Origin of the sequence: Gordonia sp. NPDC127522, from assembly GCF_042672305.1 — a bacterium.
Lineage (GTDB): Bacteria > Actinomycetota > Actinomycetes > Mycobacteriales > Mycobacteriaceae > Gordonia > Gordonia hongkongensis.
The window spans coordinates 242,359-261,644 of record NZ_JBHXVK010000001.1; the positions used below are offsets into that span (position 1 = coordinate 242,359).

19 protein-coding genes and 2 pseudogenes are annotated in these 19,286 nt (G+C 65.1%); 17 read left to right on the forward strand and 4 right to left on the reverse strand.

The window, feature by feature from the left end; translation table 11 throughout:
* Positions 1–15 precede the first annotated feature (15 nt).
* Positions 16–1,488, reverse strand: coding sequence for an aldehyde dehydrogenase family protein (locus ACFVHY_RS01150; protein WP_390267249.1), 1,473 nt, complete (start codon positions 1,486–1,488; stop codon positions 16–18).
* A 493-nt stretch (positions 1,489–1,981) separates the two neighbouring features.
* Here ACFVHY_RS01150 and ACFVHY_RS01155 point away from each other — a divergent pair, with 493 nt between their 5' ends.
* From ACFVHY_RS01155 to ACFVHY_RS01230, 16 genes and pseudogenes are all read left to right on the forward strand, one after another.
* On the forward strand, positions 1,982–3,034 hold the full coding sequence (locus ACFVHY_RS01155) for a sugar ABC transporter substrate-binding protein (protein WP_390267252.1): 1,053 nt from the start codon (positions 1,982–1,984) through the stop codon (positions 3,032–3,034).
* Between the two features lie 49 nt (positions 3,035–3,083).
* Positions 3,084–3,860, forward strand: coding sequence for an SDR family NAD(P)-dependent oxidoreductase (locus ACFVHY_RS01160; RefSeq protein ID WP_390267255.1), 777 nt, complete (start codon positions 3,084–3,086; stop codon positions 3,858–3,860).
* 57 nt (positions 3,861–3,917) lie between these two features.
* A complete protein-coding gene (locus tag ACFVHY_RS01165; RefSeq protein WP_390267257.1) occupies positions 3,918–5,027 on the forward strand; it encodes an NDMA-dependent alcohol dehydrogenase in 1,110 nt (369 codons plus the stop codon).
* Between the two features lie 107 nt (positions 5,028–5,134).
* On the forward strand, positions 5,135–5,974 hold the full coding sequence (locus tag ACFVHY_RS01170) for a mycofactocin-coupled SDR family oxidoreductase (RefSeq protein ID WP_390267260.1): 840 nt from the start codon (positions 5,135–5,137) through the stop codon (positions 5,972–5,974).
* Positions 5,975–6,114: 140 nt separating this feature from the next.
* Positions 6,115–6,906, forward strand: a complete 792-nt coding sequence (locus ACFVHY_RS01175; protein ID WP_390267263.1) for an enoyl-CoA hydratase/isomerase family protein — start codon at positions 6,115–6,117, stop codon at positions 6,904–6,906.
* Entirely contained in the window at positions 6,906–8,024 is a 1,119-nt protein-coding gene (locus ACFVHY_RS01180; protein WP_390267266.1) for a zinc-binding dehydrogenase, read from the forward strand. The genes ACFVHY_RS01175 and ACFVHY_RS01180 overlap by 1 nt, the downstream gene beginning before the upstream one ends.
* Positions 8,021–8,512, forward strand: a complete 492-nt coding sequence (locus ACFVHY_RS01185) for a MaoC family dehydratase N-terminal domain-containing protein (protein WP_390267269.1) — start codon at positions 8,021–8,023, stop codon at positions 8,510–8,512. The genes ACFVHY_RS01180 and ACFVHY_RS01185 overlap by 4 nt, the downstream gene beginning before the upstream one ends.
* Positions 8,509–8,919: an acyl dehydratase gene (locus ACFVHY_RS01190; protein WP_390267272.1), complete on the forward strand. Its 411-nt coding sequence runs from the start codon at positions 8,509–8,511 to the stop codon at positions 8,917–8,919. Before ACFVHY_RS01185 ends, ACFVHY_RS01190 begins: the two co-directional genes overlap by 4 nt.
* A 65-nt stretch (positions 8,920–8,984) precedes the next feature.
* Positions 8,985–9,386 (forward strand): annotated as a pseudogene (locus ACFVHY_RS01195) (thiamine pyrophosphate-dependent enzyme); the annotation flags it as partial.
* A gap of 100 nt (positions 9,387–9,486) precedes the next feature.
* Entirely contained in the window at positions 9,487–9,915 is a 429-nt protein-coding gene (locus tag ACFVHY_RS01200) for a thiamine pyrophosphate-dependent enzyme (RefSeq protein ID WP_390268771.1), read from the forward strand.
* Positions 9,912–10,898 carry an alpha-ketoacid dehydrogenase subunit beta gene (locus ACFVHY_RS01205; RefSeq protein WP_390268774.1) on the forward strand — a complete coding sequence of 329 codons (987 nt, stop codon included), beginning with the start codon at positions 9,912–9,914 and terminating at the stop codon, positions 10,896–10,898. Before ACFVHY_RS01200 ends, ACFVHY_RS01205 begins: the two co-directional genes overlap by 4 nt.
* The gene (locus tag ACFVHY_RS01210; protein ID WP_390267274.1) at positions 10,895–11,131 is read left to right on the forward strand and encodes a lipoyl domain-containing protein; all 237 of its coding nucleotides are present in this window, start codon (positions 10,895–10,897) and stop codon (positions 11,129–11,131) included. The genes ACFVHY_RS01205 and ACFVHY_RS01210 overlap by 4 nt, the downstream gene beginning before the upstream one ends.
* Positions 11,124–11,864 (forward strand): 2-oxo acid dehydrogenase subunit E2, encoded by a 741-nt coding sequence (locus ACFVHY_RS01215; protein ID WP_390267277.1) that lies wholly within the window; start codon positions 11,124–11,126, stop codon positions 11,862–11,864. The genes ACFVHY_RS01210 and ACFVHY_RS01215 overlap by 8 nt, the downstream gene beginning before the upstream one ends.
* 11 nt (positions 11,865–11,875) lie before the next feature.
* A complete protein-coding gene (locus ACFVHY_RS01220; protein WP_390267280.1) occupies positions 11,876–13,456 on the forward strand; it encodes an AMP-binding protein in 1,581 nt (526 codons plus the stop codon).
* A gap of 160 nt (positions 13,457–13,616) precedes the next feature.
* Positions 13,617–13,994, forward strand: a pseudogene (locus ACFVHY_RS01225) (lipoyl synthase); the annotation flags it as partial.
* A gap of 30 nt (positions 13,995–14,024) precedes the next feature.
* The gene (locus ACFVHY_RS01230) at positions 14,025–14,861 is read left to right on the forward strand and encodes a mycofactocin-coupled SDR family oxidoreductase (protein ID WP_390267283.1); all 837 of its coding nucleotides are present in this window, start codon (positions 14,025–14,027) and stop codon (positions 14,859–14,861) included.
* Positions 14,862–14,961: 100 nt separating this feature from the next.
* Here ACFVHY_RS01230 and ACFVHY_RS01235 read toward each other — a convergent pair whose 3' ends face one another.
* From ACFVHY_RS01235 to lpdA, 3 genes are all read right to left on the reverse strand, one after another.
* On the reverse strand, positions 14,962–15,306 hold the full coding sequence (locus ACFVHY_RS01235; protein WP_390267286.1) for a hypothetical protein: 345 nt from the start codon (positions 15,304–15,306) through the stop codon (positions 14,962–14,964).
* Between the two features lie 124 nt (positions 15,307–15,430).
* Positions 15,431–16,615, reverse strand: a complete 1,185-nt coding sequence (locus ACFVHY_RS01240) for a thiolase family protein (protein ID WP_390267289.1) — start codon at positions 16,613–16,615, stop codon at positions 15,431–15,433.
* Between the two features lie 14 nt (positions 16,616–16,629).
* A complete protein-coding gene (lpdA, locus tag ACFVHY_RS01245; protein WP_390267292.1) occupies positions 16,630–18,003 on the reverse strand; it encodes a dihydrolipoyl dehydrogenase in 1,374 nt (457 codons plus the stop codon).
* 253 nt (positions 18,004–18,256) lie between these two features.
* Between lpdA and ACFVHY_RS01250 the strand changes: the two genes are divergently transcribed.
* Positions 18,257–19,228: a cyclase family protein gene (locus tag ACFVHY_RS01250; protein WP_390267295.1), complete on the forward strand. Its 972-nt coding sequence runs from the start codon at positions 18,257–18,259 to the stop codon at positions 19,226–19,228.
* Positions 19,229–19,286: the final 58 nt, after the last annotated feature.

A 19,286-nucleotide genomic window follows, 5' to 3' on the forward strand; every position in this document is an offset into this window, starting at 1 on the left:
AGGGATTGGAGAAGTTCAGCCGAGCTTCTGGATCAGCTTGGTCTCGAGGAACTCGGACATGCCGTCGAGTCCGCCTTCACGGCCGAGTCCCGACTGCTTGAACCCGCCGAAGTTGTGCAGCACGCACATGTCCCACCCGTTGATGCCCACCTGTCCGGTCCGGATGCGACGGGCGATCTGCTGGGCCAGCTCGTCGTCCTCTGCGAAGACTGCGCCGGACAGTCCGTATTCGGAATCATTGGCGATCGCCACCGCCTCGTCGATCGAGTCGAACGGGATGACACAGATGACGGGGCCGAAGATCTCTTCCTGCGCAATCCGCATGTCGTTGCGCACGTCTGCGAAGAGGGTCGGCTGGACGAACCAACCGCGGTCGCGGTCGGCCGGGCGGCCACCACCGGTCACCAGGCGGGCGCCCTCATCGATACCGATGCGGATGTAGTCCTCGACTCGGTCTCGCTGGCGCTCCGAGATCACCGGTCCGAGGGTGCTGTTCGGATCTTCGGGTCCACCGACCGTGAAGTTCCGGAACTCCGCGGCCATCGCCTCGACGATCTCGTCCTGGCGCGCTCGCGGCACGAGGACGCGGGTGATGGCGGCGCACACCTGTCCGGTGTGGCCGACGCCTGCACCCACGAGTTGCGGCACGACCCTGTCGATGGCGATGTCATCGGCGACGATACCGGCGGATTTTCCGCCCAGTTCCAGTGTGACGCGGGCAATCCGGGCCGCCGCACTCGCCATGACCTCGCGTCCGGCCGTTGTGCTGCCGGTGAAGGAGACGGCGTCGACATCGCGATGCGCCACCAGATGCCGTCCGGTGTCGCGGCCGCCCGACATGATGCTCACGACGCCTTCGGGGAGTTCGGCGGCGGCGACTGCCTCGGCCAGGATGTGGGTGCCGACCGGCGCCTCCTCGGCTCCCTTCACCACCACGGTGCAGCCGGCCGCAAGTGCCGGGGTGAATTTCAGGCTCGCGGTCGGGACGGGCCCGTTCCAGGGCACGATCACGCCCACGACCCCGACGGGCTCCTTCACCAGTGTGCCTGTGGTGCCGTCCCATTCGCGCGGCTCCTCCATGTCGACGCGCTCATGGAGCGATGCGGCGTCTTCCCAGATTCGAAGCGCCATGTTGTGGAAACCCTCGCTCAGCCCACGGGGAGCGCCCAACTCGGCGGAGAACGCATCGACGAGTTCGGGAATGCGCTTGGCGAGCTCATCCCGCACGCGGAGTAGCGCCTCGGCGCGTTCTGCCGGCGTCATCCGCGGCCACGGACCCTCGTCGAAGGCCTTGCGCGCCGCGGCAACCGCGGCGTCGACATCGGCAGGCGCAGCGGCGGGCACGGTCGCGACCTCCTGTTCGGTGACCGGCGAGACCACGGAGATCACGTCTGATGTCGAAGGGTCGACGAACTTCCCGCCGATCAGGATCTGGGAGAAGCTGCGGATCGTGTTGTGGGTATCGGTCGTGGACTGCTGGGCCGTCATCTCTGTCTCCTACGAGGTGAATCGCTCGGCAACCGCCGAGGTGTGAGTGCCGGGTTCGGTCCGATGTCATCGGTGTGTCGATCACACGGTGGACTCGTCGGCAGGGGGAGGGTGCTGCTGGTGACGCGGCGGGGCGAGGCGCCCGGCCGCTCTGGAACGCGCGGTCGCCGTTGTCATCGGCGACAGCCTCGATCACACTCGAGAGCGGGTGTAACGCATCTCACATGGCAGCGTAGGCGTCCAACATACTGGCGTCAACTACCGGAATTCTCTTGCAAATGGCGAACATATTGACCACCGAGGTGTGATCGTGGTTACATCAAGGGCGCAGAAGCAACCGAGACCACCATGCTAGCGCAAAGTACCGACCGTCCGGTCGGGCGAGGCGAAATTCGTCCCAACCGAGGTCGGGACAGGTCGGTGTCCGGGACGCGATCGCATTCGACAGATCACTGATGCACCACGCGGGCATCAGACCCCGAAGGAGAACACCATGCGAAGTTTCAAGGGCCGCGGCGTGGCCGTCGCCATCAGTGCGTGCGTTGCGCTGGCCGTTGGCGCATGCAGCAGCGGGGGCGACGCCTCCAGTGGCGGCACGGACGGAGTCGTCGAACCCATCACGATCGGATGGCTCGATTCGACTCTGGCCGGCGAGTTTCAGCAGCGTCTCTACCAGACCGCGACTGCCGCAGCCGAAGAACTCGGCTGGGAGATCAAGACGGTGGACACCGCCGGCGATCCGAGCAAGGCTGCTGCCGGCGCGGTCACCTTGGCGAACCAGGGTGTCGACGCCATCATCATGTCCTCGGTGAATCCGTCCAATGCGCGCGCCGGACTGACCCGCGCGGCCGCCAAGGACGTCCCCATCGTGATGATCGGGTCCGAGGTGGACGGCTCACTGAACGAAGAACTCGGCATTGTCTACTACGGCAAGAAGGAAGCCGACCTGACGGCCCCGCTCGCCCAGGCGATCGTCGACGATCTGGCTCCCGGCGACCAGGTGGGCATCCTCAACTCCACTCAACTCATCAGCGGCACAATACGATCCGACGGTATCGAGGGGCCGCTCAAGGATGCGAACATCGAGGTCGTCGGTACGGTCGACACTGGTTTCGCATTCAATGACGCGCTCGGCAATGCCAACTCGTTGATCGCGCAGAATCCGAATCTGAAGGCGATCGTGCCGGTGTACGACATCTGGACCGCGCCGGTGGTTGCGGCCGTCAAGGCATCCGGCCGGGACATCAAGGTCTATCCCTTCGAGGCCGACCCGGTGAATGTCAAGCTGATGCGTGAGAACCCGTCGATGATCCCCGCGCTCACCGATGGCAACCTGATCGACAGCCCGCTGATCGCCTTCGACCAGCTTCTGAAGCACTTCGTGGAGGGTCAGGACCTCGACCCCAACGCGGCGGATGGCGCCTTCGACATGTCGGCCATCCGTTTCGAGCAGCTCCCGCCGGGATCACAGAACGGCCCGGTTGCGATGCAAGATGCCCTGCAGCCCTACCTCGACCGATGGAACGCCAGCTACCAGCTGCCGTGACGTCGTCGAGTCAGTTCACCTGATCACCAGCGCAAGGAGAGTATTCGCAATGTCATCGACCATCCGACGTCAACCGCATGCAGCAGATGCGCTCGTCGATAAGACCGTCATCGTCACCGGTGCCGGATCCGGAATCGGCAAGACCGTTGCCCAGGTTGCCGCATCCGCCGGTGCGACGGTGATCGTCACCGACATCAAAGGCCATGAGGCGACGGCGGAAGCGATCGCCGCGGCAGGTGGTTCGGCGCAGGCCCGCGAACTCGACGTCACCAGTTCCTCGGCGTGGAAGTCACTGGTGGAGGCGGTGATCGGGGACCGGGGCAGTGTGGATGGCCTGGTCAACGTCGCCGGCATCGTGTTGAACCCGGATTCGCTGCTGACGCAGGACGAACGTGGTTGGGACCGCGTGATGGACGTGGATCTGAAGGGCCCGTTCCTCGGCATGCAGGCGGTGGTACCGCACATGCTCGAGGCCGGGTTCGGACGAATCGTGAACGTGTCCGCGGTGGCCGGTGTCCTCGGTATGCCGCACGTCGTTTCGTATGCTGCTGCGAAAGGTGGGGTCAACGCGCTGACCCGGCAGGTGGCCGTCGAATTCGCGGACCGAGGTATCCGGGTGAATGCGATCGCGCCGGGAGTGATCGACACGCCCATCCTCCAGACGGTCACGCCCGAACTCATCGCCGAGGCCAAGAAGGGTGCTCCGACAGGAGAACTCGGAATCCCAGAGGACATCGGGGACATGGCTGTCTACCTACTCGGCCCGGCGGGGAACTTCATCACGGGTCAGACGCTGGTCATCGACGGCGGATGGACCGTTGCCTGACTCGGGCTCGGTACACGCAGAACCAAGACAGAACAGATAGACGAAAGGACAGTCGTAATGAAGTCGCTAGCCGCAATCATGTGGAGCAGCACCGGCAATTTCGAGATCGAGGAAGTCGAGCTCGATCCGCCCAAGGAAGGCGAGGTACTGGTCAGGTGGGAGCATGCCGGCCTCTGCCACTCCGACGAGCATACCCGTCACGGAGACCTTCCGGTCACGCCCCCGATCATCGGTGGACACGAAGGCTCCGGTGTGGTCGAGGAAGTCGGGCCCGGCGTGACACGCGTCAAACCCGGTGATCGCTTCATCAGTTCGTGGATGCCGCAGTGCAATCAGTGCATCTACTGCCTGCGCGGTCAGCACAACATGTGTGTCAACGGTGCATACATGATGACCAGCACCATGCTGGATGGAACCCAGCGCGCACATGCTCGCGGTCAGGGTATGGGCGGCGTGGACCTGCTCGGGAGCTTCTCTCAGTGGAACGTCATCCCCGAGGCCGGTGTGGTGGTCGTGGACGAGAGTGTCCCGCTCGATGTGGTCGCCATTCTGGCCTGCGGTGTCCCGACGGGTTGGGGATCGGCGGTCAACGCCGCCGACACCCGCCCCGGCGACGTGGTGGTCGTGTTCGGTGCCGGTGGCATCGGCATCAACGCGGTCCAGGGTGCGGCATTCGCCGGTGCCCGCATGGTGGTCGCGGTCGATCCGGTCGAGTTCAAGCGCGACACGGCCCTCAAGCTCGGTGCGACGCATGCGTTCGCGACGGCCGAGGAAGCCCAGGATTTCGTCATGGCCGAGACCTGGGGCCACGGTGCGCAGTCGGCGATCATCACGATCAGTGTGGGGACGACACAGATCGTGACCGAGGCGTTCAACATCATCGGCAAGCGCGGCACCGTGGTTCTGACTTCGGTGTCGAATCCGGCAACGCAGCTCTCGCTGCCGATGCTTGACACGGTTCTCTACGAGAAGCGGCTCGTGGGAAGTCTTTTCGGGACCGGAAGTCCGCACTACACGATCCCGCAGCTGCTCAAGCTGTACCAGGACGGACACCTGCGGCTCGATGAGCTGATCACCAACCGGTACCCGCTCGAGAAGGTCAACGAAGGGTACGACGACCTGATCGCGGGCAAGAACATCCGCGGCGTGCTCGATATCGCACATTGACCGGAACCGTTCGGCGGTGGCGACTTCCGGTCGCCACCGCCGAACGTCATCTCCCGATGTCAGCGCTCCGGGCGTTGACATGTCACCGCAAGAGGAAGGACGCCGACATGGGGCGCGTCGACAACAAGGTCGTGTTCATCACTGGAGCTGCCCGAGGGCAGGGCCGTGAGTTCGCGCGGCTGCTGGCAAGCGAGGGTGCTGACATCATCGGCACCGACATCTGCGACGACGTGGTGGGTATGCCGTACCCGATGGCGAGCCGCGACGAGCTCGCGGAGACGCAGAGGCTCGTCGAGGCCGAAGGTCGACGCGCCCTCATGATCGAGGCCGACGTTCGCGACGGTGACGCGATGGACGAGGCAGTGCGTCGTGCTTACGAGGAATTCGGCAGGATCGACGTCGTGATCGCCAACGCCGGCATCTCTAATCCGGGACCGAAGATGTGGGAGATCACCGAGGACGCCTGGAACGCGCAGATCGACATCATGCTGACCGGTGTGTGGCGAACCATCAAGCCGGTCATCCCCCGGATGATCGAGGACGGTACCAGGGGCTCGATCATCATGATCAGCTCCGTCGCGGGGATCAAGCCCGAGCCCCACGTTTCCGCTTATGCCGCCGCCAAGGCCGGTGAGGTGGCGCTGGGCAATTCGCTCGCCAAGGAGGTCGCAGAGTACGGAATTCGCGTCAATACCGTGCATCCCACATCGGTGGACGCCGACATCATCCGGCTGAACTACCCGCTGCAGCGGTCGGTTCGGCCCGACCTCGACCGACTGCCGACCAGGGAAGAGTTCGGCGAGGCGGTGTCGAAGATGAACATCATGCCCGTCTGGTGGCTCGATCCGATCGATGTCGCGTACGGCGTGCTCTACCTCGCGTCCGATGAGTCCCGCTACGTGACAGGCACGCGACTGTCCATCGACGCGGGGGCATCGATCCGCTAGGGAGCGAAAGCAGCTTCTGCGCAGTGGATTTCGGCGCTACGAGGCCCTGATCTGAAATCGGTCGGCGGCTTGACCCGACTGGGAGCACTCGCTACCATCGATAGGCGACCGACTGGACGGTCGGGAAGGATCGAAGATAGATGACGACGTACAACACCATCAGCGTCGAGCGTGACCAGGGAGTCATCCGGGTCACCCTCGATCGGCCGGAACGGTTGAACGCGCTCAACCCGGAGATGCTCGACGAGTTGGTCTCGGCTCTGGACGAGGTGGCACGTTCGGATGCGAACGCCATGGTCCTCACCGGGCGAGGACGACTCTTCTCGGCCGGGGTCGACCTGGACACCCCGTTCTTCATGGAGCACGTCGACGACCCGTCGATCTACTCGGGCAAGCGACTTCTGGATGCACAGCATCGTGTGATCGAGGCGATCTACGAACTGCCGATGCCTACGCTGGCCGTTCTGAACGGACATGCCTGTGGCGGTGGCGGCCTCGGACTCGCGATGGCCTGCGACCTGCGCTTCGCGGTGCCGGGGGTCAAGATCTGGATGGTTCCGGGAGCGCTCGACGTCGTCCAGGATTTCGGTTTGTCGTGGCTTGTGCAGCGGGTGTCGAATCCGTCCCGTGCGCTGCACATGGCACTCACCGGCTATCGGGTGTCGGCCGAGGAGGCCCTGGACTGGGGTCTGGTCAACGAGGTCCACGCGGACGCCGAGGCGTCCGCGGCAGCCGTGGCCGATTTCGTCTCCACGGTCACGACGATGAGCCCGGATGCGGTCCGCATGCTCAAGACCGTCATACGGCTGGGCCACACCTCGAATCTGCGCGAGCAGATGCAGGTGGAAGCCATCGCCAACGGGCTTGCGTTCCAGTCCGACGAATTCAAGACCAAGAAGAAGAACTACCTCGACAAGCTCGGAGGAAAGTGATGACCGTCGTCGACGACACCAAGCTGGCGGTGGTCCCGACCACCATGAGAGCGGCGCGACTGCACGAGGGGACGAACGGACTCGAACTGCGCGTCGACACCGATGTCGCCGTCCCGCAATGCGAGCCGGGACAGGTGCTCATCAAGGTGCGCAGTTGCGGCCTGAACCAGGTCGACCTGCTGACGCGTACCGGCCAGACCCCGCAGGCTGTTCCGCTGCCCCACATCTCGGGTACCGAGGTCGCCGGCGATGTCGTCGCGGTCGGTGACGAGACGGACAGCCATCTGGTGGGCACCGCCGTCGTGGTCGATCCGGTTGTGGCCTGTGGCGAGTGTGCGCAGTGCTTTCGTGGCGAGACCAACATGTGCCGTCACGGACTCATCTTCGGCGTGCAGACACCTGGTGGTTACGCCGAGTATGTGGCAGCCCCCGCTCGCCAGATCGTCGCGCTGCCGGCTTCGCTGACCTACGAGCAGGCGACCGCCATGGCGGTCACCGGGCCGACCACGTGGCACATGATGCACACGCGCGCACGGCTGCGCGCCGGAGAGAACGTGCTGGTCATCGCCGCCGGCTCCGGGATCGGCAGTCTGGCCGTCCAGATCGCACGCTTCAGTGGCGCGCAAGTCGTCGCCACGGTCGGCGGCGCAGAAAAGGTGCGTAAGGCGAAGGAGCTGCTGCCCGCGCATCACGTGGTCGACCACTTCGACCCGGATTGGCCGAAACAGGTTCGTGCGCTGACCGGCGGTCATGGGGCCGATCTGGTCTTCGAGCATGTCGGGGCCAGTACCTGGGAGGGCAGTCTCACCGCAATGGCTCGTGGTGGGCGCCTGGTCACCTCGGGCGGACATTCGGGTTTCGAGGTCGGCATCAACCTCTGGCATCTCTTCATCAAAGAGCAGACGCTCATCGGCTCGTACGCGGGTTCACGGACGGACTTCACGACCATCATGGGTCTGGCCGAACGGGGAGTCGTCTCGCCGATCATCCAGCAGGTCTTCGGTCTGGAGGAGATCACCGACGCGCAGACACTGCTCGAGCAGCGCAAGGTGTTCGGCAAGCTCCTGCTCGATCCGCAACGTCTCCTCGGAGACGCGGGCAACGGGAGCAAGGCGTGAGCGTCACCGCGTCGACGCTGATCGAGAAGGTATTCGCCTCGGCGAGCGCGGTCGTCGGCGAGGTTTCCCGGATAGAACTCGGCACCGTCCGCGAGCTCGACCTGCAACGATTCGATGTGGCGGTGTCCGGAAGCCTGGACGGGCTCACAACAGGGCTGTCGAGACAGCTCTACCTCTCCTCGGTTCTCGCTTGGAGCGATGGCCCAGCCGAGAGCGATCTGCTGCCCGACGGCAACGCTGCGGACCCGTTTTCGGGATTCGACGTGGCCGGCCTACGTCTCATGGCCGGCGGTCAGGATCTGACCTTTCATCGCGACCTCACTCCCGGGTCTTCGGTGACCCTCGACGTCAAACTCGCCGACGCGCAACTGAAGGACACCAAGAGTGGCCGCCTGCTCGTGCTGCGGGTGGAGCGGGTCTACTCCGACAGTGACGGACTGCTCACCGAATGCCGAGAGACCTTTCTCGGTCGAGAGGCGCTGGCATGACCGACATCACCGTAGGTCTCGAACTCCCGCTGCTCGAGGTGCACCCCACCCACATCACGCTGTTCCGGTTCAGCGCGGTGACCTGGAATCCGCACCGAATCCACTACGACGAGCCGTATGCGGCCACCGAGGGTTACCCGGGTGTGCTCGTCCAGGGTCATCTCCACGGCAACTGGCTGCTGAGCGCGGTGCGCCGCTGGCTTGGTGACCGGGGTCGGGTGGAGCAATTCTCTTGGCAGAATCGACATTTCGCCATCCCGGGCGACACCTTGACGATCTCCGGACGGATCACCGAGATCGACGGACGGTCGGTGACAGTCGAACTGCAGGAGACCAACCAGGACGGCGTGATCTGTGCGCCCGGCCGCGCGGTCATCCAGCTGGCGGAGGGGCAGACGCCGGCATGACAGCGACCAACGCCGTCGACGCCGTGGACATCGATCGCGGTCGCGCGCTCGAGTTGTACACGACGATGGTGACGATCCGTGCTTTCGAGACCGCGGCGGGCGAGCTTTTCGCCGCGGGCAAGCTGCCCGGATTCATCCACCTGTCGATCGGGCAGGAGGCGATTGCCGCGGGCGTCTGCGCCGCTCTGTCGGACGACGATTACATAACGACCACTCATCGGGGGCACGGGCACTGCATCGCCAAAGGCGGGCACGTCCTGAAGATGATGGCCGAGCTCTACGGCCGTGAGGGCGGGTACGCGCTCGGACGGTCGGGTTCCATGCACATCGCGGACAGCACCGTCGGCATCCTGGGCGCCAACGCCATCGTGGCCGGCGGGATTCCGATGGCGCTGGGGGGCGCCCTCGCCGGGCAGCTACGCGGCGACGGTCAGGTCTCGGTGTCGTTCTTCGGTGACGGCGCGGTCGCCGAAGGTGTCCTGCACGAGTGTCTCAACATGGCAGCGCTGTGGAAGCTCCCGCTCGTTTTTCGTCTGCGAGAACAACGGCTACGCGGAGATGACCCCGGTGACGACGCACCTGGCGAATACCCAGGTGGTCGAACTGGCGGCGGTGTACGGCATCGCCACTCGCCTGGTGGACGGCAACGACGTGGCCGCGGTGCTGACGGCCGCCGAGGACGCGGTCGCCCGCGCTCGCGCCGGCGCAGGCCCGACCCTCATCGAGGCCCAGACCACCCGCTGGCGGGGGCACTTCGAAGGCGATCCCCAGAAGTACCGATTGCGAGAGGAATTGCACGCGATGACCGAGCGCGACCCGATCACCGCCTGGCGGACCGTGCTCGAGAACCACATCGGTGTGGCCACCGTCGAGCTCGACCGGATCGAGTCGGAAGTGACAGCCGCAGTCGCCGCGGACGCCGAAGAAGCCGAAGCGATGCCGCTCAGCGATGCCGATGGGCTCGACCGTCATGTCTACCCGGGAGATCCGCGATGACGACGGTCAAATACTGGCAGGCGATCAATCGCGCACTGCGTGAAGAGATGGAACGCGACGAGAAGATCATCGTCCTCGGCGAGGACGTGGCCGCACCTGGCGGGCCGTTCGGCGCGACCAAGGGACTGTTGGACGCTTTCGGAGCCGACCGGGTCCGTGACACACCGATCAGCGAGGCGGCGATCGTCGGCGCGGGACTGGGTGCCGCAATGGCCGGGTACCGGCCCGTCATCGAGATCATGTTCTTCGACTTCGTCACCGTCGCCATGGACCAGGTGGTCAACCAGGCGGCGAAGGTCTCGTACATGTCCGTCGGGAACTTCGCGGCACCGATGGTCATCCGATCGGTGTGCGCGAGCGGCCGTCGGACGGGCCCCCAGCACTCGCAGAATCTCGAGGCGTGGCTGGCTCACGTCCCCGGACTGAAGGTCGTGTGGGGTTCGACTCCGGCAGACGCCCGGGGCCTGCTGAAGGCCGCGATCAGGGACGACGGTCCGGTCTACGTCATCGAGAGCCTGGCGGAGTGGTCCACTCGTGGCGAGATCTCCGAGGGCGAGGGTGTGGTGCCGATCGGCCAGGCAGCGGTACGCCGTGAGGGCACCGATCTGACGCTCGTCACCTGGGGTGGCGCCGCGCCGAGGTCGCTCGCGGCCGCCGAGGCGGCCGATCACCTCAGCATCGAGGTCATCGATCTGCGAACGATCTCGCCCTGGGATCGGGAAGCTGTGTTCGCCTCGGTCCGCAAGACCGGGCGGCTGCTCGTCGTCCACGACGCGGTCATGGAATTCGGTGTGGGAGCCGAGATCGCGGCGACGGTCGCCCACGACTGTTTCGTCGACCTCCGAGCGCCGGTCGAGCGACTCGGTGCGCCCTACGCGCCGTCGCCGTTTGCGCCGCACCTCGAGGCGGCGTACCTCCCGCACCCCGAAGCGATCATCCGGGCGGCGGAACGCACGGTACAACCAGTCAGGAGTGCATCATGAGTGACATCGTGGTCCCGCAGTGGGGCCTCACCATGGAAGAGGCGACCCTGGTCTCGTGGCTCAAGGCCGTCGGAGACCACGTCGACGAGGGTGAGCCGATCGCCGACCTCGAGACGGACAAGACGAACGCCGAGCTCGAATCCACGGTCGCCGGAACGATCACCGAACTGCTCGTCGAAGAGGGCACCGAGGTCGTCCCGGGGCAGGTCGTCGCGAAGGTGCAGGATGACTGACGGGGTGACCGAGGTCAAGTACGACCGGTTCCGGCGTGCTACCGCGCGGTACATGACCGAGTCGGTCACGACGAAACCGCAGGTCACCCTGCATCGCGGTGCCGATCTCACGGAACTCGACGCAGCCCTGCAACGTGAGCGCGATCGTGTCGGCCCGCGGGCCCCGGGTTTCACCGCGGGTCTGCTCGCGGCGATCGTGGCAGGCACGACGTCGAGCCGAGTGAACGGGACGGTTGCCGAGCAGGTCATCTCCCTCCATGACGGTGTCGATCTCGGCGTGGCCGTCGACGTCGACGGCTCGTTGGTGGTCCCGGTCATCCGGAACGCCCAGGGCCTGTCGGTCGCCGAGATCGGATCGGAACTGGCCAGACTCGCCGACGCGGCCCGCGCCCGCCGACTCCGCCCCGAAGACGTCGGACGTGCCACGTTCACCGTGACGAGCCTGGGGCCGTTGGGTGTCGAGTACTTCACGCCGATCGTCAATCCGCCGCAGTTGGCCATCATCGGTATCGGCGCGATCCGCGACCAGGTGGCCGTTGTCGACGGAGAGATCGGAGTCCGCCGCACGATCGGCCTCAGCCTCAGTTTCGATCACGCCGCCACCGACGGTGCCGACGCGGCCCGAGCCCTGGACGCCATCACCCGCGCCATCGAATCACCGACAAACCTCCGCTGGGTCGATTCGGTCGACACCAGTGGACAACTAGCCGCCCCGGCAGGGACCGGGAACTGAGAGGACGCACAATGTCCAGCCCCACCATCGACGTCGTCGGAAACCGCACACTTCGTGATCTGCTCGACGAACGGGCTGATCGGTACGCCGACAAGCCATTTCTCGTGTTCGAGGACAAGGACGGCGTGGTCAGCGAGACCACCTACGCCGAGTTCCGGCAGAAGGTCGACAAGGTCGCCGCCGCGTTGACCGATCTCGGAATAGTGCAGGGCGACAAGGTCGCCGTACACATGCCGAACAGCCCGGAGATCCTCGAGGTGTGGTTCGCGCTGGCGACCATCGGCGGAACGATGGTCCCGTCCAACACCGCCAACACCGTCGGCGAACTCCAGTACGTGCTCGACTACTCCGGAGCGATCGCGGTCGTGACCCAGCCCTCCTTCCTCGAGACGGTCGCCAGTGCTGCCGACGCGGCGCCGGCGGTCAAGCATCGGATCCTCGCGCGGACCACCGAGGTCACGCCCGGTACCGTGCTGCTCTCCGACATCGTGAACACCGACACCGTTGCTCCTCGGCCGGAGGTCGACAGCGAGGACGTCGTCCAGATGCTGTTCACCTCGGGTACCACCGCACGTCCGAAGGGGGTGCTGCTGACCCATGCCAACGCGCTGCACGGCGGCGAGCGCGAGTCGCGTGGTCTGCTGCTCGACGAGTCCGATCGGTGCATGACATCACTGCCGATCTTCCACGTCAACGCCCAGGTGATCACCGTGTTGTCGAGCATGACCGTCGGCGGCACCGCGATCGTCCTCGAGGAGTTCCGCGCGTCCAAGTACTGGGATCAGTTGCGCAAACACGGCGCGACGCAGACGAGCCTGGTCGCCATGCAGGTCCGTACCTTGCTGGCTCAACCGGCGCGCGACACGGACCGCGATCATCGTCTCCGCCGACTGTTCTACGCGCTGAACGTGTCCGACGAGGAGAAGGACGCTTTCCAGAACCGTTTCGATGTCGAACTCATCAATGCCTACGGGTCGTCCGAGGCCATGACCCTGGTGACCCTGAGCCCGGTGTTCGGGCCCAAGAAGTGGCCCTCTATCGGGAAGCCGCTGGTGGGACGGACGGTTCGACTGGTCGACATCGAGGGCAACGATGTCCCGGTCGGCTCGGTGGGTGAGATCATCGTCCAGGGCGTGCCGGGGCGAACCCTGATGAAGGGCTACCACAACAATCCGGAGGCGACCGCGGCAGCGTTGCGGGACGGCTGGTTGTGGACAGGGGACAACGCGTACGCAGACGAAGACGGGTATCTGTACTGGTTCGACCGCCGGTCGGACATGATCAAGCGCGCCGGCGAGAACATCTCGACCGCCGAGGTCGAGTTCGCGATCAGCGAGCACCCCGATGTGGAGGAGGTCGCGGTCATCGGTGTTCCCGACCCGCTGCGTGACGAGGCGGTCAAGGCCGTGGTGGTGCCCAAGCCGGGCGCCGAACTCACCCCGGAAGCGATACAGGAGTTCTGCGAGGGACGGCTGGCCAAGTTCAAGATCCCGACTGTGGTGGACCTGCGTGAGGCACTGCCCAAGACGTCCATCGGCAAGATCTCCAAGGGGGTCCTCCGAAAAGAGTCCGCGGCGAACAACGCTGGCTGACAGCGTCATCCGGTGTCGACGACGCATCATCATCGGAGGCGCGTCCACCGAGATCGTTCCGTGCCGGCGAACAGAGAGGACACCGTGTCAGCCAGGCCCGACGGTCGCAAGCTCCTCCGCCTCGAGGTGCGGAACTCGGCCACCCCGATCGAGGCGAAACCGGATCCGTCCGGCCTTCGGGTACGACCGGTCGCTCGACGTGCTGAGACGGGCGCGCGATTCGGGTCTGGTGACCAAGTCGAATCTGATACTCGGCATGGGTGAGACGCGCGCCGAGGTGTCCGCGGCCCTGGTCGATCTGCGTTCTGCCGGATGCGAACTACTCACCATCACCCAGTATCTGCGTCTGACCGCGCGTCACCTCCCGGTCGACAGGTGGGTGAAGCCGGACGAGTTCGTCGACCTCGAGGTCGAGGCCGAGCAGGTCGGATTCGGCGGGGTGTTGGCTGGTCCACTGGTCCGGTCGTCGTATCGGGCGGGGCGGCTCTACGCGCAGGCGATCGAAAGTCGACGATCCGGAGTCGCCGGAACCCGGTGACTCGACTGCACACGGAAGGAAGGAACTGACATGGGAATCTTCGACGGCCAAGTTGCCCTGATCACAGGTGGAGCGCGCGGCCAGGGGCGCTCACACGCGCTTCATCTGGCTGAGTTGGGTGCCGACGTCGCGCTTGTCGACCTGCTCGACGACCCGACCTTCACCCAGTATCCCGGAGCGACCGAATCCGATCTCGCCGAGACGGTTCGTGCGGTCGAACAGCTCGGCCGGCGCGTGTTGGCGCGCAAGGTGGACGTTCGTGACCTTGACACGATGACGTCGTTCGCACAAGATACCGTCGCGGAACTGGGCAGGGTGGACATCTGTATCGCAAATGCCGGCATCCTCTCGATGAGCGAGGTGTCGACGATGTCTGCCGGCATGTGGTCGGAGATGATCGACATCAATTTGACCGGCGTGTTCAACAGCTTTCGCTCGGTGTTGCCATTCATGATCGAGGCGCGCTATGGCCGGATCATTGCCATCTCATCGGCTGCCGGCCACATGGGATTCGCGAATCTGGGCCACTACACGGCGGCAAAGTGGGGGATCATCGGGCTGGCGAAGGCAACCGCGATGGAGGTGGCGGACAAGGGGATCACGGTCAATGTGGTGACGCCGACCAATGTCAACACCGGCATGATCCGGAACCAGGCGACCGAGAGACTGTTTCTGCCCGGAATCGAGAATCCGACCGAAGATCAGGTCCGCGAGGCATTCGTCAACAATCCGATGGGTGTTCCGTGGGTCGAGTCGATCGACGTGTCCCGGGCAGTTGCATTTCTGGCTTCACCGGAATCCACATACATCACGGGTGAAACCCTCGGCCCGCTGGCCGGGATGGCGGCTGCCAACGGGGCGGCTTGAGCTGATCACCGGCCGCCGATGGCCGGCAGAGGTGGAGCGTCCGAGCGTCTGCTCGGGCGGCTCCACCTCGCAGGATCGTCGAGCTCCGGTGGTTCGTCCATCAGGGGCGTTGCGCATCCTCGATGAGTTCGTAGAAGTCCACCGACATGTCGCGGTCGAGTGCATCGATGAGCGGGACCTGACCGTTCTCGAGCGCGGACTCGAGATCTGCTGCCGCGGTGGCGAGATCATCGACCTCCACCTCGTAGATCGCGAGGTAGCGAAACCGTGACTCGCCGACCCCGGGCAACGGACGGACAGGATGCAGCCGATAGCGTGTTGCGCGGTTGTATCCGGGCACCGAGATCACGTCGTCCAGGTGCGTGTTCGTGTACCAGTCGTTGAAATCCTGCTCGGTGTCGGCACTCGTCGGGTTGCTGCCGACGACCATGAGCGCTTTGGGCATTGCGCATCCGTTCTCTGTTGTCGAGGAAGTGGATGACCTCTCGGCCGACCGGTCGGTCGAGAAGTCGTCTCAATAGCGTAATGTGACCCGGAGCACATGGCAAGGTGTCCGCCGGATACCCGATTCAACCGAGACGGCGGAACAGCGCGGCCAATGCCTGCCCGCCGCCGATGCACATCGTCACGATGCCGAACTCGCCACCCGAGCGCCTGAGATGCTTGACGACTCGGAGTGTCAGAATGGCGCCGGTGGCCCCCACGGGATGACCGAGCGCAATCGCTCCGCCGTACGGGTTGGTGCGCTCAGGATCGAGTCCGGAATCTCTGATCACCGCCACCGCCTGGGACGCGAACGCCTCGTTGAGCTCGACGATGTCGATGTCGGCGGGGGCGAGTCCGGTCGCTGCGAACAGCTGCCTCAGGGCAGGTGTCGGGGCGTAACCCATCAGGCTGGGTTCCATCGCAGCAACCGAGACATGCTCGAGGGCTACCAGCGCCGAGTGCTGACCGCGTTCGCGCGCGATCGGCTCACGTGCGAGGACGACCGCGGCGGCGCCGTCATTGATCCCAGAGGCGTTTCCGGCGGTCACGGTGCCGCCCGACTGGAATGCCGGGCGGAGGCCCGCCAGTGTCTCGAGAGTCGTATCCGGCTTCGGATGTTCGTCCGCGGCGATCACACGCGACGTGCGACCCGATGTCGTGAACTCGACGATCTCTTCGGCGAAAGCGGCTCGCGCGGCTTCGGTTCCGGCGCGGCGCTGCGATTCCACTGCGAACTGGTCTTGTTGCAGCCGGGACACGCCGTACTTCTCTGCGACGGCTTCGGCGGTGACGCCCATATGGGTGCCACTGAACGGGTCGGTGAGCATGGCAACCGTCCCGTCGACCAGACGTCGATCCCCGAGTTTACGACCGTCGCGCGCGTTGAAGTCGTAGAACGGCATGCGCGACATCGACTCGTCGCCACCGGCGACCGCGAAATCAACCGCATTCCAGCGCATTTGCTGCGCAGCGGACCAGATGGACTGGAGGCCGGACCCGCACAGGCGGTTGACGGTGAACGCAGGCGTCGATTCGGGAAGGCCGGCTGCGAGCGCGACCCGTCGGGCGTTGTACGCGTCGGCTCCCACCTGGCCGATGCAGCCCATCACCACCTCGCCGGGCTCGGAAGGCTCGACACCCGAACGACCGAGGGCCGCCGCAACCGCCGCAGCGCCGAGTTCGTGTGCGGGCACGGATGACAAGCAGCCGCCGAAACTGCCGACAGGAGTTCGGGCGCCGTCGAGGACGATGATTCGGTCATCGGTCATGGATCTTCTCACTTTCAGGAATGGGCGTGCAGGGGAGTGCCGCTGAGGACGAGGAGGGCCTCGCCCAGCGCCTCGTTCTGGGTTGGGTGGGCATGAATGAAACGCGCGGCGTCCTCCGGAACGAGACCGTGGTTCACGAGTACCGAGGCTTCGCCCACCTGCTCGCCCATCCGGGCGCCGATCATGTGGACGCCGACAACGGAGCCGTTCTCGGCACGCACGACCTTGACGCCGCCGGAGGTACCGAGGATCTGTGATCGCCCGTTCCCCGCCAACATGTACTCCGCGGTCCGGACGGTTCCCGAGCCGAAACGGTCGATGGCCTGCTGTTCGGTGAGTCCCACCGAGGCGAGCTCGGGGTTGCAGTACGTGACTCGGGGGATGGCCGAATCGATGATGGGCTCCGGCCGTAGTCCGGCGATCTCCTCGGCCACGAAGATGCCGTGTGCGAATCCGCGATGGGCGAGTTGCAGTCCCTGAACCAGATCGCCTATTGCATAGACGCTTTCAAGGTTCGTACGTAGCCGTTCGTCGGTCACCACCCACCCGCGGTCGGTGGTGACCCCGGCGTCGGACAGTTTCAGGTCCGCCGAGTTGGGTCCACGACCGACGGCGATCAGGGCGACATCGGCCTCGACGACGTCGCCGTCGTCGAGGTCAACGGTAACGGCGTGCTCGGTCTCGACCACCCTCTGCACGCGGGTACCGGTGCGCGCGAGAATCTTCCGTCGCCGAAATGCACGGGCCAGCTCCTTCTGCAGGAACGGATCCTCGAGTGGGGCCAGCCCGGGCATCTCCTCGACGATCGTCACCTCGGATCCGAAAGATCGCCAGAGCGAGGCGAACTCGACACCGATGACGCTGCCACCAACGATCACCGCGCGGGCCGGCACCTGTGCCAGCGCGAGTGCCTCGGTGCTCGTGAGCACCCTTCTTCCGATCTCCAGACCCATGGTCCTCGCCACCGATCCAGTGGCCAGGACGACGGAATCGGCGCAGTACCGGTCGTCGGCAACGGCCACCGTGTGACGGTCGACGAGTCGCCCGTCGCCATCGATCACGGTGATCCCGCCGGCGCGGATGAGTCCCTCGAGCCCCTTGTGCAGTCGTGCTACGACCTTGTACTTGTGCGCGTGCACTCGGCTCATCTCGATGCCCTCGAATGACGCCCGGACCCCGACCTGCTCGGCATGGGCCACCGCGTCGGCCACTTCCGCCGAATGCAGCAGCGCCTTTGTCGGTACGCAGCCGCTGTGCAGGCACGTTCCCCCGAGTTCGGCGCGTTCGACGACGGCGACCTTCTGGCCCAGTTGGGACGAGCGCAGCGCGCAGGCATAACCAGCGCTTCCGCCTCCCACGATGATGACGTCGAAATCCACGGTCGACATGAAACTCCCTAGGCGAAAGTGAGGTGCGCATACCCGACCGTTCGGTCGGTCGGTCGATACAGAGGCGACTGTATGTCCTGTCGTGCGGGTAATCAAACGTGGGCTTCGCGGGTTCGGGAGGTCGCTGTTGTGATCGCCAGAGCTGAACATGATGGGCAGCAACGAATATCACGAAACGGGTTGACCGCCACTTGGTGCGGACCTAGGTTTGAGGCGTTCGACCGACCAGTCGGTTTACGATAGGAGTATTCTCATGACTCAGGTGTCCATGAACGAACTGCTTGGCGACAACCCACCGTCGAACTGGGGTAAGTGGGGACCCGACGACGAATTGGGGTCGCTCAACTATCTCGACGCGAACGAGGCACTCCGGGGTGTGCAACACGTCGAGACGGGCGAGGTTCACACGCTGCAACTGCAGATGGGTCGAACCGATGCTCCCGGCGATCCAGGATGGCCGACTCGCAAGAAGTTCACGCGACACAACGTCCTGGACCAGAGTTCGTGGGAGGGCGACGCCGAAGGCGCACCGCAGTTCGCCGGCGGGGCACGATATGCCGACGACGCCGCGGAGATGTTCCTCCAGGGGTCCACTCAGTACGACGCGTTGGGGCATGTCTGGTACGACGGCAAGATCTGGAACGGCTACGACGCGGACACGACCGTCGACGCCATGACGAGGGCATCGGTCCTCCCGATCGCGGAGAAAGGGGTCGTCGGGCGTGGCGTGCTGATCGACATGGCCCGCCACCGCGGGAAGAAGTGGCTCGACAAGGGCGAGTCCTTCACCCACGAAGACCTGCAGGCTGCCGCGGCAGAGCAGGGTGTGCAGATCGAGAAGCGCGACATCTTGCTCATCCGAACCGGGTGGATGAAGGCGTGGTACGAGTTGAACGACGTGTCGTATTTCTATGACGACTTCAACGAACCCGGGCTGACCTACTCGCGCGGACTCGCGGAGTGGTTCCAGGAGAGGGAGATCCCCAACCTCGTCACGGACACCATCGGCAACGAGGTTTTCAAAGAGCCCGAAACGGGAATCACCGTCTCGGTGCACTGCTCCCTGATGCGCAACCTTGGTATCGCGTTCACGGAACTGGCGTGGCTGGAGGACCTCGCCGACGCCTGTGCGGCGGACCGGCGCTGGACGTTCATGTACACCGCGTCGCCGTTGAAGGTCGTGCACGGAACCGGCGCGCCGGTCAACCCCATGGCCATCCGTTGATCGGGAACACGCGAGAGTGAGAACCGGTACGGTGCAGTCGCACTCGTGGCCGATGAGT

Excerpts from the sequence above, each read along its gene's own strand:
- ACFVHY_RS01150 (WP_390267249.1), bottom strand. The coding sequence starts at position 1,488 with ATGACGGCCCAGCAGTCCACGACCGATACCCACAACACGATCCGCAGC.
- ACFVHY_RS01155 (WP_390267252.1), top strand. The coding sequence starts at position 1,982 with ATGCGAAGTTTCAAGGGCCGCGGCGTGGCCGTCGCCATCAGTGCGTGC.
- ACFVHY_RS01160 (WP_390267255.1), top strand. The coding sequence starts at position 3,084 with ATGTCATCGACCATCCGACGTCAACCGCATGCAGCAGATGCGCTCGTC.
- ACFVHY_RS01165 (WP_390267257.1), top strand. The coding sequence starts at position 3,918 with ATGAAGTCGCTAGCCGCAATCATGTGGAGCAGCACCGGCAATTTCGAG.
- ACFVHY_RS01170 (WP_390267260.1), top strand. The coding sequence starts at position 5,135 with ATGGGGCGCGTCGACAACAAGGTCGTGTTCATCACTGGAGCTGCCCGA.
- ACFVHY_RS01175 (WP_390267263.1), top strand. The coding sequence starts at position 6,115 with ATGACGACGTACAACACCATCAGCGTCGAGCGTGACCAGGGAGTCATC.
- ACFVHY_RS01180 (WP_390267266.1), top strand. The coding sequence starts at position 6,906 with ATGACCGTCGTCGACGACACCAAGCTGGCGGTGGTCCCGACCACCATG.
- ACFVHY_RS01190 (WP_390267272.1), top strand. The coding sequence starts at position 8,509 with ATGACCGACATCACCGTAGGTCTCGAACTCCCGCTGCTCGAGGTGCAC.
- ACFVHY_RS01205 (WP_390268774.1), top strand. The coding sequence starts at position 9,912 with ATGACGACGGTCAAATACTGGCAGGCGATCAATCGCGCACTGCGTGAA.
- ACFVHY_RS01210 (WP_390267274.1), top strand. The coding sequence starts at position 10,895 with ATGAGTGACATCGTGGTCCCGCAGTGGGGCCTCACCATGGAAGAGGCG.
- ACFVHY_RS01215 (WP_390267277.1), top strand. The coding sequence starts at position 11,124 with ATGACTGACGGGGTGACCGAGGTCAAGTACGACCGGTTCCGGCGTGCT.
- ACFVHY_RS01220 (WP_390267280.1), top strand. The coding sequence starts at position 11,876 with ATGTCCAGCCCCACCATCGACGTCGTCGGAAACCGCACACTTCGTGAT.
- ACFVHY_RS01230 (WP_390267283.1), top strand. The coding sequence starts at position 14,025 with ATGGGAATCTTCGACGGCCAAGTTGCCCTGATCACAGGTGGAGCGCGC.
- ACFVHY_RS01235 (WP_390267286.1), bottom strand. The coding sequence starts at position 15,306 with ATGCCCAAAGCGCTCATGGTCGTCGGCAGCAACCCGACGAGTGCCGAC.
- ACFVHY_RS01240 (WP_390267289.1), bottom strand. The coding sequence starts at position 16,615 with ATGACCGATGACCGAATCATCGTCCTCGACGGCGCCCGAACTCCTGTC.
- lpdA (WP_390267292.1), bottom strand. The coding sequence starts at position 18,003 with ATGTCGACCGTGGATTTCGACGTCATCATCGTGGGAGGCGGAAGCGCT.
- ACFVHY_RS01250 (WP_390267295.1), top strand. The coding sequence starts at position 18,257 with ATGACTCAGGTGTCCATGAACGAACTGCTTGGCGACAACCCACCGTCG.